Here is a 16882-nt window from a genome sequence, read left to right as displayed (position 1 = left end):
GCTCCCACGTGTCGGGATCGGTCTCGGCATTGCGCGGCACGATGCCGCCGTCGCCCGGCAGCTTCTGCAGCAGCATCCCGACCGCGCGGTCGCGATCGGCCGCGAGCCACAGACGCGTGTCGAGCTGTTCGGAATGATGCATGTAGTGCTCGAGCACCTGCGACACCGATTCGAGCGGGCCGTCGATGCCGTTCAGCGGCACGATGCCCTGGTACGGCTGCTGGCCCGGCAGCTTGTCGGCCGGGTCGAGCGTGATCACGCAGCGGCCGTGGCCGCTCGCGTTGACGAGCGCCGCGAAGTTCGTGTCGTCGCCGATCGTCTGCACGGCGTCGCCCGAGAACTTCGCGGTGGCCCGCATCGACAGATCGGACCCGCACTGGACGACCAGCATCTGGACCGGCCCGTCGCCGAAGATCTGCATGATCAGGGTGCCGTGAAATTTCAGGTTCGCGGACAGCAGCGCGCACGCGGCCATCATTTCGCCGAGCACCGTGCGCACGGGGGCGGGGTAGTCGCGGCGGGCGAGCACTTCCTGCCACGTGTTGCGCAGCGAAACGATCTCGCCGCGCACGGGCGCCGCATTGAACATGAATTTCTGTAACTGGTCGCTCACTCTTCTTCCTTGAAATCCGTGCGGATCACCCGATCCGCACGAGTTGCTCCTTGAAATGCGCGCGTCGCTCGACATACGTCTTCGCGTTCGCGCGCAGCCGCGCGACGTCTTCGGCCGACAGCTCGCGCACGACTTTTGCCGGTGCGCCTAGAATCAGCGAATTGTCCGGGAACGTCTTGCCTTCCGTCACGACCGCGCCGGCACCGACCAGACAGTTGCGGCCGATGACCGCTCCATTCAAGACCACCGCCTGAATCCCGACCAGCGAACCTTCGCCGATCGTGCAGCCGTGCAGCATCGCCTGGTGCCCGATCGTCACGTTTTCCGCAATCGTCAGCGGAAAGCCCGGGTCGGTATGCAGGACCGCGCCTTCCTGGACGTTGCTGCCGATGCCCACGGTAATCGTCTCGTTGTCGCCGCGAATCGTCGCGCCGAACCACACGCTTGCGTTTTCCTCGAGCACGACCTTGCCGATGATGGCCGCCGTATCGGCGACGAACACGCTTTCGTGGATCGTCGGGGCCGTATCGCCCAGCTTGTAGATCGTCACGGGGTCTCCTTGTCTCTTCGATGATGGGCGCCGGTAGAATGGCGCGTCCGGTGTGGCCGGCGCCTGGCGCCGTGGAACAAACGCATATTGTAAACCGTCGCGTGCCTGTGCTCCCGCCACGCGTACGCAGGGTGTCCCCGTTTATGAGCATCGAGTCTTCTTCTTTCGGCCCGGCGCCGGCCTGTGTGCGCCGCGCGGCGCTCGACGCACTGCTCGTTGCCGAGCCGGCGGTCAAGGCCGCGCAGGTGCGCGCGTTGCACGATGCGCTGCGGGCCGGGCAGGCCGCGATCGCGCCGGCGCTTGAACTGCGCGAACCGGCCGGTCTGCCCGGGCGCCCGGCGCGGCCGCCGCTCGTCGAGCCGCGCGAGCTGCAGCGGCGCAGCATGCGATCGCCGGCAGGGCGTGCCGTACTGCTGCACGCGCTCGCCCATATCGAATTCAATGCGATCAACCTGGCGCTCGATGCGGTCTGGCGCTTCTCGGGCATGCCGGGCGCGTTTTACGCGGACTGGCTGAAGGTCGCGGCCGAGGAGGCCTATCACTTCACGCTGCTGTCCGACCGGCTCGCCGACGGGTTCGGGCATGCGTACGGCGATTTTCCCGCGCACAACGGGCTGTGGGAAATGTGCGAGCGGACCAGGGACGATGTGCTCGCGCGCATGGCGCTCGTGCCGCGGACGCTCGAGGCGCGCGGGCTCGACGCGTCGCCGCCGATTCGCGCACGGCTCGTGCAGGCGGGCGACGATGCGTCGGCCGCGATCCTCGACGTGATCCTGCGCGACGAAATCGGCCATGTCGCGATCGGCAACCGCTGGTTCCGCCATCTGTGCGACGCCGCCGGGCGCGACCCCGTGCCGGCCTATCGGCAGCTCGCCGAGCAGTACCACGCGCCGCGATTGCGCGGCCCGTTCAATTTCGATGCGCGGCGCGATGCCGGCTTCGACCAGGCCGAACTCGACGAACTGGCCGCGCAGGATGCGGCGGACGGACGTCCCGCGCACTAGCCGGATCGCGTTCACCCACGTCCGGACGGCCGCCGGCCGGCTCGCGCACCGGATCGATGGCGCCTGCCGGCCGGCGCTGGAACGACCTCGCCGCTAGAGCGCTACCTCGATTGCCGGCCGCCGGAACCGGGGCGCCGCTATAATCGAACGACCATTCTTTTTTCGGCGGCTGCAATGAGTGCCTCGAGTTCTGTTTCCGATTTCGTCACGGTGCGCGGCGTCCAGCTGCATGTGCGGCGCTGGGGCCGGCCCGATGCGCCCACGCTGTTCATGCTGCATGGCTGGATGGACGTCGCGGCGTCGTTCCAGTTCGTCGTCGATGCGCTCGCGGGCGACTGGCAGGTGATCGCGCCCGATGCGCGCGGCTTCGGGCTGTCCGACTGGCCGGTCGCGCGGCAGGGCGGCGGCCACTACTGGTTCCACGATTACCTGGCCGACCTCGATGCGCTCGTCGACCGCTATGCGCCGCGCGGCGAGGTCAATCTGGTCGGACACAGCATGGGCGCGAACGTCGTGTGCCTGTATGCCGGCGCGCGGCCGGAACGCGTGCGCCGCGTGGTCGATCTCGAAGGGTTCGGGCTCGCGCCGGCCCGCGCCGAACAGGCGCCGCGCCGGCTGCGCGGCTGGCTCGACGAACTGCGCGAGCCGCCCGCGCTGCGGCCGTACGCGTCCCTCGACGACGTGGCGGCGCGCCTGATCAAGACCAATCCGCGGCTCGACCCGCGCCGCGCCGCGTTTCTCGCCGCGCACTGGTCGAAACGCGGCGACGACGGCCTCTACCATCTGCTCGCCGACCCGGCGCACAAGATGCCGGGCCCGCTGCTGTACCGGCTCGACGAAGTGATGGCGACCTGGAAGCAGGTGCGCGCGAAGGTGCTGCACGTCGAGGCCGTCAATTCGCCGACGCTCGCTTACATCGCCGGCGATATTCCCCTGTCCGAATTCAAGGCGCGCTTCAACGCGTTCCCGGACTGGCGCGAGAAGTTCATCGAGGACGCCGGCCACATGGTGCATCACGACCAGCCCGAGCAGATCGCGGCGCTGATCGAGGCGTTCTGCGCGTAGGCGCGTGGCACGGGCGGCAGGGCAGGCTGGCGGCGCAATTGCCGCATTGCAGTAGAATGAAGCCTTACCTGCCATGCCGACAATGAACGCCGATCTCCACTGCCATTCCAATGTTTCCGACGGGCTGCTGTCGCCTGCCGACGTCGCGCGCCGCGCGCATGCGGGCGGCGTGACCCTGTGGGCGCTGACCGATCACGACGAGATCGGCGGCCAGGCGGTGGCGCGCAGCGAGGCGGAAGCGCTCGGCATGCGCTACCTGAGCGGCGTCGAGATTTCGGTCACGTGGGCATCGCGCACCGTGCACATCGTCGGTCTGAACATCGATCCCGCCCATCCGGCGCTGGTCGACGGCCTGTACCGCACGCGCCACGGCCGCGCCGCGCGCGCGCTGGCGATCGCGGAGCAGCTCGCGACGCTCGGCATTCCCGGCGCATACGAAGGCGCGCTCAAATACGTGTCGAATCCCGACCTGATCTCGCGCACGCACTTCGCGCGCTTTCTCGTCGAAAACGGCCACGCCGAATCGACGTCGGACGTGTTCGACCGCCTGCTCGGCGACGGCAAGCCCGGCTTCGTCCCGCATCGCTGGGCGTCCCTGTCCGACGCGGTCGGCTGGATCCGCGCGGCAGGCGGCGAAGCGGTGGTCGCGCATCCGGGCCGCTATCGCTATACGCCGGTCGAATTCGACGCGTTCTTCGGCGAGTTCATCGATCTCGGCGGCCGCGCGATCGAGGTCATCACGGGCAGTCACACGCCCGACCAGTACCGCGAGTACGCGGATGTCGCGCGCCGCTTCGGCTTCGAAGTGTCGCGCGGCTCGGATTTCCATGCGCCGGGCGAGGGCCGCATCGAGCTCGGCAGCCTGCCGCCGTTGCCGCCCGACCTGACACCGGTCTGGGAGCGCTGGCTCTGACGCCGGGCGGCTTCGGGCCGCCCGCGTTGCCGTCGCTGCGCGCATCCGACTTCTCCCTCTTTACGTGTCCCCATGTCCCAGTTCTTCAGGATTCACCCGGATAATCCGCAGCCGCGCCTGATCAAGCAGGCTGTGGAGATCGTCAACAAGGGCGGCGTAATCGCGATGCCGACCGATTCGAGCTATGCGCTCGCGTGCCATCTCGACGACAAGGATGCGGTCGAGCGCGTACGCCGGATTCGCGGTCTCGACGAGAAGCAGCACCTGTCGCTGCTCGTGCGCGACCTGTCGGAGCTCGCCAACTTCGCGATGGTCGACAACCGCCAGTATCGGCAGATCAAGTCGGTGACGCCGGGCCCGTACGTGTTCATCCTGCAGGCGACGAAGGAAGTGCCGCGCCGGTTGTCGCACCCGTCGCGCAAGACGATCGGGCTGCGCGTGCCCGATCACGCGATCACGCTTGCGCTGCTGGAGTCGCTCGGCCAGCCGCTGCTCGGCACGACGCTGATCCTGCCGCCGGACGACGAACCGCTGAACGATCCCGAGGAAATCCGCGCGCGCCTCGAGAAACAGGTCGACCTCGTGATCGACGGCGGCGCGTGCCCGCGCGAACCGTCGACGGTGATCGACCTGACCGGCGATGCGCCCGAACTCGTCCGCGCGGGGCGCGGCGCGCTCGAACCGTTCGGACTTTCGGTCGCGTAAGCGCCGTTCATTTTTGCGCGAGTGCGCTTGTTACAATAACGCGATATGGATGCTTCCCTGATACAGACCATCGCCGTCTACGCGCTGCCCGTGATCTTCGCGATCACGCTGCACGAGGCCGCGCACGGCTACGCCGCGCGCCTGCTCGGCGACAACACCGCCTACGCGATGGGGCGCGTGTCGTTCAATCCGATGCGCCACATCGACCCGCTCGGCACGATCGCCATTCCGCTCGCGATGTACTTCCTGACCGGCGGGGCGTTTCTGTTCGGCTATGCGAAGCCGGTGCCGGTATCGTTCGGCAACCTGCGCAATCCGCGCTGGGGCAGCCTGTGGGTCGCGCTGGCAGGCCCGGCCTGCAACTTCGTGCAGGCGCTCGTCTGGGGTCTGCTGACCCTCGTGCTGCCGGCCGTCGGCGTCGACGAGCCGTTCTTCACGCGGATGGCGTTCGCCGGCGTCAGCGCGAACCTCGTGCTCGGCGTGCTGAACCTGTTTCCGCTGCCGCCGCTCGACGGCGGCCGCATCCTGGCGGCGCTGCTGCCGACCAGGCAATCGATCGCGCTGTCGCGCATCGAGCCGTACGGTTTCATCATCGTCCTCGTGCTCGTCGCGACGGGCGTGCTGACGAACTTCTGGCTGCGTCCGCTCGTCAACGTCGGCTACGCCGTCCTGAGCGCCGTCCTGTCTCCCTTCGCCTCGCTTTTCTAACGACAATCATGTTCCCAGAACGTATTTTCTCCGGCATGCGACCCACCGGGTCGCTGCACCTCGGTCATTACCACGGCGTGCTGAAAAACTGGGTGAAGCTGCAGTCCGAGTACCCGTGCTTCTTCTGCGTCGTCGACTGGCATGCGCTGACGACGCACTACGAGACGCCCGAGGTCATCGAGAAGAACGTGTGGGACGTGCTGATCGACTGGCTCGCGTCCGGCATCGATCCGGCGCAGGCGACGCTGTTCATCCAGAGCAAGGTGCCCGAGCACGCGGAACTCGCGCTGCTGCTCGGCATGAGCACGCCGCTCGGCTGGCTCGAACGCGTGCCGACCTACAAGGAGCAGATGGAGAAGCTGAAGGACAAGGATCTGTCCACCTACGGCTTTCTCGGCTACCCGGTGCTGATGGCGGCCGACATCCTGCTGTATCGCGGCTCGCTGGTGCCGGTCGGCGAAGACCAGGTGCCGCACGTCGAGATGACGCGCGAGATCGCGCGCCGCTTCAACTACCTGTACGGCCGCGAGCCCGGTTTCGAGGAGAAGGCGCTCGAGGCCGCGAAGAAGCTCGGCGGCAAGCGTGCGAAGCTCTATCACGAGCTGCGCAATGCGTATCAGCAGGAAGGCGACGACGAGGCGCTCGAACAGGCGCGCGCGATGCTGCAGGAATCGCAAAGCCTGTCGATGAGCGACCGCGAGCGTCTGTTCGGCTATCTCGAAGGCGCGCGCAAGATCATCCTGGTCGAGCCGCAGGCGCTGCTGACCGAAGCGTCGCGCATGCCGGGCCTCGACGGGCAGAAGATGTCCAAGTCGTACGGCAACACGATCGGCCTGCGTGAAGACGCCGACACGATCACGAAGAAGGTCCGCACGATGCCGACCGATCCCGCTCGCGTGCGCCGCACCGATCCGGGCGATCCCGACAAGTGCCCGGTGTGGCAGCTTCACCAGGTCTACACGGACGAAGCGACGCACGATTGGGTGCAGAAGGGCTGCCGTTCGGCGGGCATCGGCTGCCTCGACTGCAAGCAGCCGGTCGTCGAAGGCATCCTGCGCGAACAGCAGCCGATGCTCGAGCGCGCGCAGAAGTACATGGACGATCCGTCGCTGCTGCGTGCGATCGTCGCGGACGGTTGCGACAAGGCGCGCAAGTACGCGACGGAAACGATGCGCGACGTGCGCGACGCGATGGGCCTGTCGTACAACTGACCCGGCGCATGAGCGAGTTCGTCATCGCCGCCGCGGGCGGCCACGTCGGCCAGGCCGAGCCGTCGCGCTGGGTCGTGCAATGGTCGCGGCTCGTGCCGGCCGGCGGGGCGGTGCTCGACGTCGCCGCGGGCGGCGGGCGCCATGCGCGCTGGTTCGCGTCGCGCGGGCATCCGGTCGTCGCGCTCGATCGCGATCCGGTCGCGCTGGCCGCGTTGCGCGCGATGCCGGGCGTCGACGCCCGCGCGGCCGATCTCGAGGGTGCGCCATGGCCGCTGGCGGCCGGCGAGCAGTACGCGGCCGTGATCGTCACGAACTACCTGCATCGCCCGCTCTGGCCCCATCTGCTCGACGCCGTGGCGCCGGGCGGCGTGCTGATCTACGAAACCTTCGCGCAAGGAAACGAAACGGTCGGAAAACCGTCCAACCCCGCGTTCCTGCTCGCTCCGGGCGAGTTGCTGGACGCCGTGCACGGCCGCCTGCGGGTGATCGCGTACGAGGACGGTTTCATCGCCGCGCCGCGCGAGGCGTTCGTCCAGCGTCTGAGCGCAGTGCGCGAGGGCGCGACCCCGAAGGCGGGGGCGGGAATTCCACGTTACGAACTGCCCGGCTAATCCGCTACAATCTCAACGTTTACCGGTACACAATCAATCGCGTTTCATGGCTAACGGCACCCAAGACGGCATTCAAATCCGCGGCAGCATCCCCGCGATCGTCACCCCGATGCTCGAAGACGGCAGTCTCGACCTGCCGGCGTTTCGCAAACTGATCGACTGGCACATCGCGGAAGGCACCGATGCGCTGGTCGTCGTCGGTACGAGCGGCGAGTCGGCAACGCTCAGCGTCGAAGAGCACATCCTGATGATCCGCACGGCGGTCGAGCATGCGGCGAAACGCATCCCGATCATCGCGGGCGCGGGCGGCAATTCGACCGCCGAGGCGATCGAGCTGACCAAGCATGCGAGGGCCGTCGGCGCGGACGCCACGCTGCAGGTCGTGCCGTACTACAACAAGCCGACGCAGGAAGGCATGTACCGCCACTTCCGGACGATCGCCGAATCGGTCGACCTGCCGGTGATCCTGTACAACGTGCCGGGCCGGACGGTCGCCGACATGGCGCACGAGACGACGCTGCGCCTCGCGCAGGTGCCGGGCATCATCGGCGTCAAGGAAGCGACCGGCAACATCGATCGCGCCGCCCACCTGATCAAGGCCGCGCCGAAGCATTTCGCGATCTACAGCGGCGACGATCCGACCGCGATCGCGCTGATGCTGCTCGGCGGCCACGGCAACATCTCGGTGACCGCGAACGTCGCGCCGCGCGCGATGAGCGAGCTGTGCCGCGCGGCGCTGGCCGGCGACGTCGCTACGGCGCGCGAACTGCACATGAAGCTGCTGTCGCTGCACAAGAACCTGTTCATCGAAGCGAACCCGATCCCGGTGAAGTGGGCGCTGCAGGCGATGGGCAAGATGCAGGGCGGCATCCGGCTGCCGCTCACGGCGCTCGACGAGCGCTGCCACGATGCCGTACGTTCGGCCCTCGTCGAGGCCGGCGTTCTCGCCTGATGCCGACGCGGCCGCGTCCTGCGGCCGCCGGCTCGACCCCTGATCAACCCGCACCGGCCGGCACCGTCCGGCGCCGCTCCTGACGAGCGTTCTAGCAAGACGAAGGATTTCATGAAACGTTTCGCCTTTTCCTCTCGCGCCATCCAGTTGTCGGTGGTGGCGCTGGCGCTGGGCGCGCTCGCTGGCTGCGATACGCTGAACGACTACCTGGCCCCTGACCGGGTCAACTACAAGAATACGGGCTCGGCGCCGCCGCTCGCGGTGCCGAGCGACCTGAAGCCGGTGCAGACGACGCAGCAGTTCGTCGCGCCGCCGACCAACGCCGGGCTCGGCACGCTGCCGCCGCGGGCCACGACGCAAGCGGGCAATGCGACCGACGGCATCCCGAGCGCGCAGGATCCGCTCGGCATGCACATCGAGCGCGACGGCGATCGCCGCTGGCTCGTCGTCGACGGCCGCACGCCCGAGCAGCTGTGGCCGATCCTGAAGGAGTTCTGGCAGGAGAACGGCTTCTCGCTGAAGACCGATGCGCCGTCGACGGGCATCATGGCCACCGACTGGGCCGAGAACCGCGCGAACATTCCGGACGACTGGTTCCGCCGCACGATCGGCAAGGTCATCGATTTCGCCTACTCGTCGGGCACGCGCGACCGCTTCCGCACGCTCGTGAACCGCACGTCGGACGGCAACACCGACATCTCGATCACGCACAGCGCGATGGAAGAAATGATGGTCGGCCCGCAGGGCGGCACGTCGTCGCGCTGGGAAGAGCGTCCGCGCAACCCGGTGCTCGAAGCCGTGTTCCTGTCGAAGCTGATGCAGAAGTTCGGCCTGACCGACGCGCAGGCGAAGCAGTTGCTGACCGATGCGCGCCCGGCAACGGCGCCGGCGCAGGTCAGCGACACGAGCAGCGGCGCCGCGACGCTGCAACTGGCCGAGTCGTTCGACCGTGCGTGGCTGCGCGTGGGCCTGGCGCTCGACCGGACCAACTTCACGGTCGACAATCGCGACCGCGAGAAGGGCGTCTACACCGTGCGCTATGCGAACTCGATGGAAGAGCTCAAGCGTGACGGCCTGTTCGGCAAGCTGTTCTACGGCGGCCCGTCGGCGGCGAAGCCGGGCAAGGAGTTCCTGGTCAACGTGCGCGCGCAAGGCGCCGGCGGCACGCAGGTCGCCGTGATCGGCGCGAACGGTCAGGTCGACAATTCGTCGGACGCGCAGCGGATCATTTCGCTGCTGCACGCGCAGCTGAACTGAGCGCGTGCGATTCGCCAGCCTCGGAAGCGGCAGCGAAGGCAACGCGCTGGTCGTCGAGGCCGCGAGCGGCACGACGACCACTCGTGTGCTGCTCGACTGCGGCTTTTCTGCCAAGGAGGTCGAGCGCCGGCTCGGCCGACTGAATCTCTGCATCGCCGATCTCGATGCGATCCTCATTACCCACGAACACAGCGACCACGTTGGCAGCGCGCTGACGCTCGCGCGTCGCGCGTCGCTGCCGCTCTACATGAGCTGGGGCACCGCGCGCGCGGTCGGTGCGGACGAGGCCGATGTCGATCTCCACGTGCTGTGGGGCGACGAGACGGCCGCGATACGCGATCTGGCCGTGATGCCTTATACCGTCCCGCACGATGCGCGGGAACCGCTCCAGTTCGTGTTCATGGACGGAAACCGCCGGCTCGGCGTGCTGACGGACGTCGGCATGGCTACGCCGCACATCACGGCGGTCCTGAGCGGCTGTGACGCGCTGGTGCTCGAATCCAACCACGATACCGCGATGCTGGCCGGCAGCCGCTATCCGCAGTCGCTGAAGGCGCGGATCGGCGGCAACCACGGCCACCTGAGCAACGACGCGGCGGCCGACATCCTCGCGTCGCTCGAACGCAGCCGTTTGCAGCACCTGGTCGCGGCCCATTTGAGCCAGCAGAACAACCTGCCGGAACTGGCCCGCCAGGCGTTCGGCGGCGTGCTCGGGACGGACGGGGAAGACGTGATCGTGGCCTCGCAGGACGCGGGCTTCGATTGGCTGATGCTCGGATGAGCGGGGCAGGGCCGCTGCGGCGGCCCCAGCGGCGCGGCCCCCAGCGGCGCGGCCCCCAGCGGCTGCCGGGCGCTCGATCGAAAGCGACAGGCGTAAAAAAACCGGCCCTCGGGCCGGTTTTTTTCAGCTGACGCTGAAGGCTTACTGGCTTGCGCCCGAAGCCGGAGCAGCCGTCGCTGCCGAAGCAGCCGACGCCACTGCAGCAGCAGCGTCGCTCGCAGCAGCCGAAGCCGACGAAGCTGCAGCCGAAGCGTCGCTCGCAGCACCAGCAACTGCCGAAGCAGCCGACGAAGCAGCAGCCGATGCGTCGCTAGCAGCCGACGAAGCAGCTTGATCAGCGCTCTTGTTGCAAGCAGCCAGTGCAACAGCAGCCAACAGGGAAGCTACGAGGAGGGATTTCTTCATGATCACGTCCTTTTATGGTTAAAGGTAAGCAACAGCGCGAAACAATACCGGTAATGTGCTCCAACACCGACCTGGGCCGCTGGTGGAGATGCACTTCTTAGAGCGTGAATCTTCCCTACGGCTTGGGCGGAAATTATATGCACTTTCCTATCGACCGTCGACAAATGCGGGGTCAATACGTTGTCTTTCCCATACAGAATTTGATCTGTATGGGCATACGGGGCGACTCACACTAATTCCGGTTTCCGACCCGTATCCAGCCCGCACGATACCACTCGTGCAACAAGGCTGTCATCGAGGGACCCCGGGATAGTGTTACAAACCGTTTCGCCTCCATCCGGCGTTGATTGGCCAGTTCGGGCAGCCATTCCTCGGCTTGCTCGAGCGGCCCTTCCTCGCCATTAATGAAGTACGAGCGCGCGTTATACATCAATGCGGCCCTTCTGTCGAGACACACGCCCCGGCGAGACGCCTGCGCGACGAACGCGGCCTCGGACAGCGGGCGCTCCGGCGGGTCGAAAACGACGTTCGATTTGGGCTCGCTCAGGTAGCAGCCGAGGAATTCGGCGACGTCGCGCTTGCGCCAGCGGATCGCGTCGACGATCTCGGCGACCCGGTCGACCATCGCCGGCGGCAGTTGCGCGGGCGCGTCGACGGCCGGCTGCTTCGGATCGCGGTAGAGGTCGTCGCCGCCCGCGTCGCGCAGGCCGCCGCGCTCCGCGAGGTAATACAGGAACTGCGCGCCCAGCTCGCCGGCGGACGGCGCCCGGAAGCCGATCGAGCAGGTCATGCACTCGCCTTCGGCGACGCCGTCGTGCGCGATGTGCGGCGGCAGGTACAGCATGTCGCCGGGCTCCAGCACCCATTCGTCGCTCGGCTCGAAGTTTTCGAGGATCTTCAGCGGCACGTCCGGCTGCAGCGACAGATCCTTCTGGGCGCCGACCCGCCAGCGGCGCCGGCCCTCGACCTGCAGCAGGAAGACGTCGTACGAATCGAAGTGCGGGCCGACGCCGCCGCCGTCCGTCGCGTACGAGATCATCAGGTCGTCCAGCCGCGCGTCGGGGACGAAGCGGAAGCGGTCGAGCAGCGCGCGCGCCGCGTCGACGTGCAGGTCGAGCCCCTGCACGAGCAGGGTCCAGGATTTGCGCGTGACGGCCGGGAGCGAACCGGGTTCGAACGGGCCGTGTGCCAGTTGCCACTTGTTACGAAAATGGGTGATCAATCGCGATTCCGCGTCATAGTCGGCGGCGAGCTCGAACAATGCATCGCGCGTGACCGGCGACGCGACGCCGGGGATCGCCTGGCGGATCAGCAGCGGCTTCTTTTGCCAGTAGCCGCGCATGAATTGCGCCGGTGTGAGGCCGCCGAGCAGCGGTGTGGGAAGATCGGAAGGCGGCGCGCCGAGCGGGGCGGCAGCGGCATCCCGCGGTTCGGCTTGAGACCGGTTGCGCATCGTATAATGAGACTTGTATTTGGGAGAATTGGATGAAAATCGCAAAAAACACCGTCGTGTCGGTCACTTACAAGCTGTCGGACGCACAGGGCAATCTGATTGAAGAAAGCGACGAGCCGATGGTCTATCTGCACGGCGGCTATGATGGCACGTTCCCCAAGATCGAGGAACAGCTCGACGGCCACGAGGCAGGCTACCAGGCGCAGATCCAGCTCGAGCCGGAGGACGCGTTCGGCGATTACGATCCCGAACTCGTGAAGATCGAGCCGCGCGACCGTTTTCCCGAGCCGCTCGAAGTGGGCATGCAGTTCGAAGGCACGCCGGAAGACGGTGACGAGGAAGCCGACTCGCTGATCTACACGGTCACCGATATCGCCGAGGACAAGGTCGTGCTCGACGGCAATCACCCGCTGGCGGGCATGGCGCTGCGTTTCGCGCTGACCGTGAAGGACGTTCGCGAAGCCACCGAAGACGAAATCGAGCACGAGCACGCGCATGGCGCGGAAGGGCTCGAGATCGTCGACGAGGACGACGACGAAGACGGCGAAGCGCCGTCAGGGCGTACGCTGCACTGAGCTTGCCGGCAACTCCGGCGCCGGCCCCGATGCGGGGGGCGGTGCCGGCCACGACGCGCCGCCCGGGGCGGCGCCGTCGCCCTGCAGCGGCGGCGCGACCGACGAAGAGTCGGGTAGCGCAGGCAGCGCGGGAATTTCGGGCATCTGCGGCAGCGGCACGTCGTCGCGCGGCACGAGCGGCAGCGTGGGCGGCACCGGGAGGTTCTTCGGCACCTCCTGCAGGCTCACGTTGAAGATCGTCTGCCGCGCCGGCGATACGCTCACCTTCACCCACTGATTCGTCGGATGGCGCGGTCCGATCGCGACGCGCGTGACGTTTCCTACCAGCTCACCGTCGTCGCCATGCAGCGGACGGTCGATCAGAAAGCCGTTCGCCAGCGGTTCGCCGCTCGCGTGCATCACCAGTATCGGGCCGCGGAACGTCGCCGCCGCCTTCACCAGCGTTCGTTTCAGTTCGCGGAAGCCGTCGCGCACGCGCGGCCGGTTGAAACGCAGCCACGCGAAGCGCTCGGCGCGTTCATAGCGTTCGAACTGAGGATCGCCCTCGAAAATCACGACCATCGCGCGCGCTTCGCGTCGCTTCGCATATTCGGCCGCATGGTCGATCCAGAAGTCGTTCGCGACGATGCGATCCTCGAATTCGCCGTTGCGGCCGCCCGCCGTCAAATAATGGTTGTTCGGCGCTGGCGCATTGAGTGCGACGTAGACGACGTCGTCGCGCATCCAGCGTGCGTTCTCGCGATACGGCCGGAACCGTGGGACTTCGCTTTCCCGCGTGATCTGCAGCGCGCCGGGATCGGGCAGCGCCGGGTCGGCGAGCAGCGTCTGCCGCAGGAAATCGAGCCGCTCGACCGGGTCGTAGCCGCCGCCGGCCGCGGTGCTGCACGCGATCCAGTCGTCGTGGCCGGGAATGAACACGAGCGGCACGCGCGCCGAATCCAGGATCGCGCCGCGCTGCGAATACAGCGTGTCGCGGCATGCTTCCTTCGAGCCTTTGAGATCGCCCGCGTAGACGACGAACGCGAGATTGCGCTCGCGTGCGATCGCATCGAGCAGCCGCTGCGCGGCCGGTTCGTCCGCCGGGACGTTGATGACGCCCGATACGACCGCGAACGAGTAGGGCGCCGCGCTGCGCTTGGGCGGCGCGGCCAGCGCACCGGCCTGGGCCAGCGCAAGGGCCGCCGCGACGAGCGCGGCGGCGGCGCGGGCCGGCAGGCCGCGCGCAATGCGCTTACGCGTGCCCGTCGGCATCGTGCGACCGGACGAGCGTACGCAGTTCGTACAGCAGGTCGAGCGCCTCGCGCGGCTTGAGATCGTCGGGATCGATGTCGCGCAGTTTTTCGAGTGCCGGATGCGGCGTGTCGGGCAGCGCCGGTGCGTCCGCGCATTCGAGATCGTCGACGGCCGCGGGCGGCGCGCTGAAGAGATCGAGTTGCGGCGTGTGCTGGGATGCCGACTGCTGTTCGAGATACGCGAGGTGCTTGCGCGCGGCGCGGATCACCGGCGCAGGGACGCCCGCGAGCTGCGCGACCTGGAGGCCATAGCTCTGGTTTGCCGGGCCTTCGTTGACTGCGTGCAGGAACACGATCCCGTGGCCGTGCTCGACCGCCGACAGGTGGACGTTGGCCGCCTGCGGGAATTCGGCCGGCAGTTGCGTCAGCTCGAAGTAGTGCGTCGCGAACAGCGTGTAGCACGCGTTGTGCGCGAGCAGGTGGCGCGCGATCGCCCAGGCGAGCGCGAGGCCGTCGAAGGTCGACGTGCCGCGGCCGATCTCGTCCATCAGCACGAGGCTTTGCGGCGTCGCGTCGTTGAGGATCGCCGCGGCTTCGGTCATCTCGACCATGAAGGTCGAGCGGCCGCCCGCGAGATCGTCGGCCGCGCCGATGCGCGTGAAGATCCGGTCGATCGGGCCGAAGCAGGCCGACTTCGCCGGCACGTAGCTGCCGACGTACGCCATCAGCGCGATCAGCGCGGTCTGCCGCATGAACGTCGACTTACCGCCCATGTTCGGGCCGGTGATCAGCAGCAGCTTGCGCTCGGCGCCGAACCTGCAATCGTTCGCGATGAACTGCTCGACCTGGGCTTCGACGACCGGATGGCGACCCTGCTCGATTTCGATGCCGATCTCGTCGGTGAAGGTCGGCGCTACCCAGTCGAGCGCGCGTGCGCGTTCGGCGAAGGCGGCCAGCAGGTCGAGCTCGGCAAGTGCCGACGCGACGCGCTGGCATTCGGGGATGAACGGCAGCAGCGCCTGCAGCACCGAGTCGTACAGCGCGCGCTCGCGCGCCAAGGCGCGCTCCTGCGCCGACAGCGCCTTGTCCTCGAAGGTCTTCAGTTCCGGCGTGATGTAGCGCTCGGCGTTCTTCAGCGTCTGGCGGCGACGGTAATCGTCGGGCACCTTGTCGGTCTGGCCGCGCGTGACCTCGATGTAGAAGCCGTGCACCTTGTTGTATTCGACGCGCAGGTTCGCGATGCCGGTGCGCGCGCGTTCGCGCGCTTCGAGATCGATCAGGAACTGCCCGCAATTCTCCGAAATGTCGCGCAGCTCGTCGAGCTCGGCATCGTAGCCGCGCGCGATCACGCCGCCGTCGCGGACCATTGCGGCGGGTTCGGTGGCGATCGCGCTCGTCAGCAGGTCGAGGCATTCGGCCGGCGGCGCGAGCGCCGCGTCGACGCGCGCGAGCGTATCCGCGTTCGCGACGATCGCGCCGATGCGCTCGCGCAGCGCCGGCAGCGCGGCGAACGTGTCGCGCAGGCTCGAGAGGTCGCGCGGGCGAGCGGACAGCAGCGCGAGCCGCCCGGTGATCCGTTCGACGTCGGCGATCTGTCGCAGCGCGCTGCACAACGCATCGAGGCTCGCGTTGGCCGGCGCGTCCAGCAGCGCGCCGATTGCCTGCTGGCGCGACTGCGCGGCGACCGACGCGCGCGGCGGGTGATGCAGCCAGTGACGCAACAGGCGGCTGCCCATCGTCGTGCAGCAGGTGTCGAGCAGCGAATACAGCGTGGGCGATTCGGTGCCGCGCAGCGTCTCGGTCAGTTCGAGGTTGCGGCGCGTGGCCGGATCCAGCCCGATGTATTCGGTTTCGTTCTCGACCTTCAGGCTGCGCACGTGCCGAAGTTGCTGGCCTTGCGTGGCTGCTGCGTAGAGCAGCAGCGCGCCGGCCGCGCCGCATGCGCTCGTCAGCGAATGCGCGCCGAAACCGTCGAGGCTCGCGACGTCGAGCTGATCGCATAGGCGCTGCGTGCCCGACGCGATATCGAAGTGCCAGGCCGGCACGCGTTTGCTCGCGCCCGCGCCGGCGGGAAGGGCGTCGGTTGCGCCGTCCGGCGTCAGGATCTCGGCCGGCCGGATGCGTTCGAGCGCGGCCGCGAGTTGCTCGGGCTCGATTTCGGCGAGCCGCAATGCGCCGCTCGCGAGGTTCAGCCATGCGAGGCCGATATTGACCGCGACGCCGCGCTTGTTGTGGCCGGTACACATCGCGAGCAGGTAGACGTCGTTCTTGTCGGACAGCAGCGCGGCATCGGTCAGCGTGCCGGGCGTGACGACGCGCACGACCTTGCGCTCGACCGGGCCCTTCGACGTGGCCGGATCGCCGATCTGCTCGCAGATCGCGACCGATTCGCCCATCTTCACGAGCTTCGCCAGATATTGCTCGACCGCGTGATGCGGGACGCCGGCCATCTTGATCGGCGTGCCGGCCGACGCGCCGCGTTGCGTGAGGGTCAGATCGAGCAGGCGTGCCGCTTTTTCCGCATCCTCGAAGAACAGCTCGTAGAAGTCGCCCATCCGGTAGAAGACGAGCGTGTCCGGATGATCGGCCTTGATGCGCAGGTACTGCTGCATCATCGGGGTGTGGCCTGCGAAGGCTTCGGGCGACAGCGTGGTCATAGGTCAGGCATGAAGTGGGTGCTTGGGTTGCCCGAGTTTACCAGCGGCTTCGACGCGAACGTGCGAAGTTGGCCGTTTGGCCGATTGCCGGCGGCGCCGCGCAGCGGCGACCAACCTCGAGCGGCGGCTCACGATCGCTCGCCATGAGGCGCCGAAGAAAGGGCGCATGGCCCGGAGCCGCGCGCGTCTT

At 67.7% G+C, this 16882-nt stretch carries 17 protein-coding genes and 1 pseudogene; 12 read left to right on the top strand and 6 right to left on the bottom strand.

Features of this window, described 5'->3' with window-relative positions; genetic code table 11:
* The coding region (gene hslO, locus AC3IFE_RS32145; protein WP_489194331.1) for an Hsp33 family molecular chaperone HslO at window positions 1–613 on the bottom strand (613 nt) is incomplete at its 3' end.
* Between the two features lie 25 nt (window positions 614–638).
* Window positions 639–1163, bottom strand: a complete 525-nt coding sequence (locus AC3IFE_RS32140; RefSeq protein WP_089467792.1) for a gamma carbonic anhydrase family protein — start codon at window positions 1161–1163, stop codon at window positions 639–641.
* Window positions 1164–1306: 143 nt separating this feature from the next.
* Here AC3IFE_RS32140 and AC3IFE_RS32135 point away from each other — a divergent pair, with 143 nt between their 5' ends.
* The 11 genes from AC3IFE_RS32135 to AC3IFE_RS32085 all read left to right on the top strand — a co-directional run bounded on the left by AC3IFE_RS32135 (window position 1307) and on the right by AC3IFE_RS32085 (window position 10684).
* Window positions 1307–2167 (top strand): ferritin-like domain-containing protein, encoded by an 861-nt coding sequence (locus AC3IFE_RS32135; protein WP_489194329.1) that lies wholly within the window; start codon window positions 1307–1309, stop codon window positions 2165–2167.
* A 174-nt stretch (window positions 2168–2341) separates the two neighbouring features.
* On the top strand, window positions 2342–3232 hold the full coding sequence (locus AC3IFE_RS32130) for an alpha/beta fold hydrolase (RefSeq protein ID WP_489194327.1): 891 nt from the start codon (window positions 2342–2344) through the stop codon (window positions 3230–3232).
* Between the two features lie 82 nt (window positions 3233–3314).
* The gene (locus tag AC3IFE_RS32125; RefSeq protein WP_179233404.1) at window positions 3315–4145 is read left to right on the top strand and encodes a 3',5'-nucleoside bisphosphate phosphatase; all 831 of its coding nucleotides are present in this window, start codon (window positions 3315–3317) and stop codon (window positions 4143–4145) included.
* A 72-nt stretch (window positions 4146–4217) separates the two neighbouring features.
* Complete coding sequence (locus AC3IFE_RS32120; protein ID WP_089467788.1) at window positions 4218–4850, top strand: L-threonylcarbamoyladenylate synthase; 633 nt, start codon at window positions 4218–4220, stop codon at window positions 4848–4850.
* 45 nt (window positions 4851–4895) lie between these two features.
* Window positions 4896–5558 carry a site-2 protease family protein gene (locus AC3IFE_RS32115; RefSeq protein ID WP_089467787.1) on the top strand — a complete coding sequence of 221 codons (663 nt, stop codon included), beginning with the start codon at window positions 4896–4898 and terminating at the stop codon, window positions 5556–5558.
* Between the two features lie 8 nt (window positions 5559–5566).
* The gene (locus tag AC3IFE_RS32110; RefSeq protein WP_089467786.1) at window positions 5567–6769 is read left to right on the top strand and encodes a tryptophan--tRNA ligase; all 1203 of its coding nucleotides are present in this window, start codon (window positions 5567–5569) and stop codon (window positions 6767–6769) included.
* 8 nt (window positions 6770–6777) lie between these two features.
* Window positions 6778–7380: a class I SAM-dependent methyltransferase gene (locus tag AC3IFE_RS32105; RefSeq protein WP_489194324.1), complete on the top strand. Its 603-nt coding sequence runs from the start codon at window positions 6778–6780 to the stop codon at window positions 7378–7380.
* A gap of 46 nt (window positions 7381–7426) precedes the next feature.
* The gene (gene dapA, locus AC3IFE_RS32100; protein WP_489194322.1) at window positions 7427–8332 is read left to right on the top strand and encodes a 4-hydroxy-tetrahydrodipicolinate synthase; all 906 of its coding nucleotides are present in this window, start codon (window positions 7427–7429) and stop codon (window positions 8330–8332) included.
* 111 nt (window positions 8333–8443) lie between these two features.
* On the top strand, window positions 8444–9589 hold the full coding sequence (bamC, locus tag AC3IFE_RS32095) for an NlpB/DapX family lipoprotein (RefSeq protein WP_089467783.1): 1146 nt from the start codon (window positions 8444–8446) through the stop codon (window positions 9587–9589).
* A gap of 4 nt (window positions 9590–9593) precedes the next feature.
* Window positions 9594–10370, top strand: a complete 777-nt coding sequence (locus AC3IFE_RS32090) for an MBL fold metallo-hydrolase (RefSeq protein ID WP_089467782.1) — start codon at window positions 9594–9596, stop codon at window positions 10368–10370.
* Window positions 10371–10519: 149 nt separating this feature from the next.
* The gene (locus tag AC3IFE_RS32085) at window positions 10520–10684 is read left to right on the top strand and encodes a hypothetical protein (protein WP_179233403.1); all 165 of its coding nucleotides are present in this window, start codon (window positions 10520–10522) and stop codon (window positions 10682–10684) included.
* A 20-nt stretch (window positions 10685–10704) separates the two neighbouring features.
* Here the strand turns inward: AC3IFE_RS32085 and AC3IFE_RS32080 are convergent.
* Window positions 10705–10951: pseudogene (locus AC3IFE_RS32080) on the bottom strand (hypothetical protein).
* Between the two features lie 56 nt (window positions 10952–11007).
* Entirely contained in the window at window positions 11008–12228 is a 1221-nt protein-coding gene (locus AC3IFE_RS32075; protein ID WP_489194319.1) for a JmjC domain-containing protein, read from the bottom strand.
* Window positions 12229–12260: 32 nt separating this feature from the next.
* Between AC3IFE_RS32075 and AC3IFE_RS32070 the strand changes: the two genes are divergently transcribed.
* A complete protein-coding gene (locus AC3IFE_RS32070) occupies window positions 12261–12803 on the top strand; it encodes an FKBP-type peptidyl-prolyl cis-trans isomerase (RefSeq protein WP_011694320.1) in 543 nt (180 codons plus the stop codon).
* On the opposite strand, the gene AC3IFE_RS32065 is transcribed toward AC3IFE_RS32070, so the two are convergent.
* Together AC3IFE_RS32065 and mutS are read right to left on the bottom strand one after the other, a co-directional pair.
* Complete coding sequence (locus AC3IFE_RS32065) at window positions 12783–14054, bottom strand: hypothetical protein (RefSeq protein ID WP_179233402.1); 1272 nt, start codon at window positions 14052–14054, stop codon at window positions 12783–12785. The two genes, AC3IFE_RS32070 and AC3IFE_RS32065, sit on opposite strands and share 21 nt — an antisense overlap.
* The gene (gene mutS / locus AC3IFE_RS32060; protein WP_489194316.1) at window positions 14035–16692 is read right to left on the bottom strand and encodes a DNA mismatch repair protein MutS; all 2658 of its coding nucleotides are present in this window, start codon (window positions 16690–16692) and stop codon (window positions 14035–14037) included. Before mutS ends, AC3IFE_RS32065 begins: the two co-directional genes overlap by 20 nt.
* Between the last annotated feature and the right edge of the window lie 190 nt (window positions 16693–16882).

The sequence above is a fragment of the Burkholderia sp. APQ4-4ca genome, assembly GCF_057837105.1.
The sequence above is the reverse complement of the archived record's forward strand: the minus strand, read 5'-3'. Positions and strand labels throughout refer to the sequence as shown.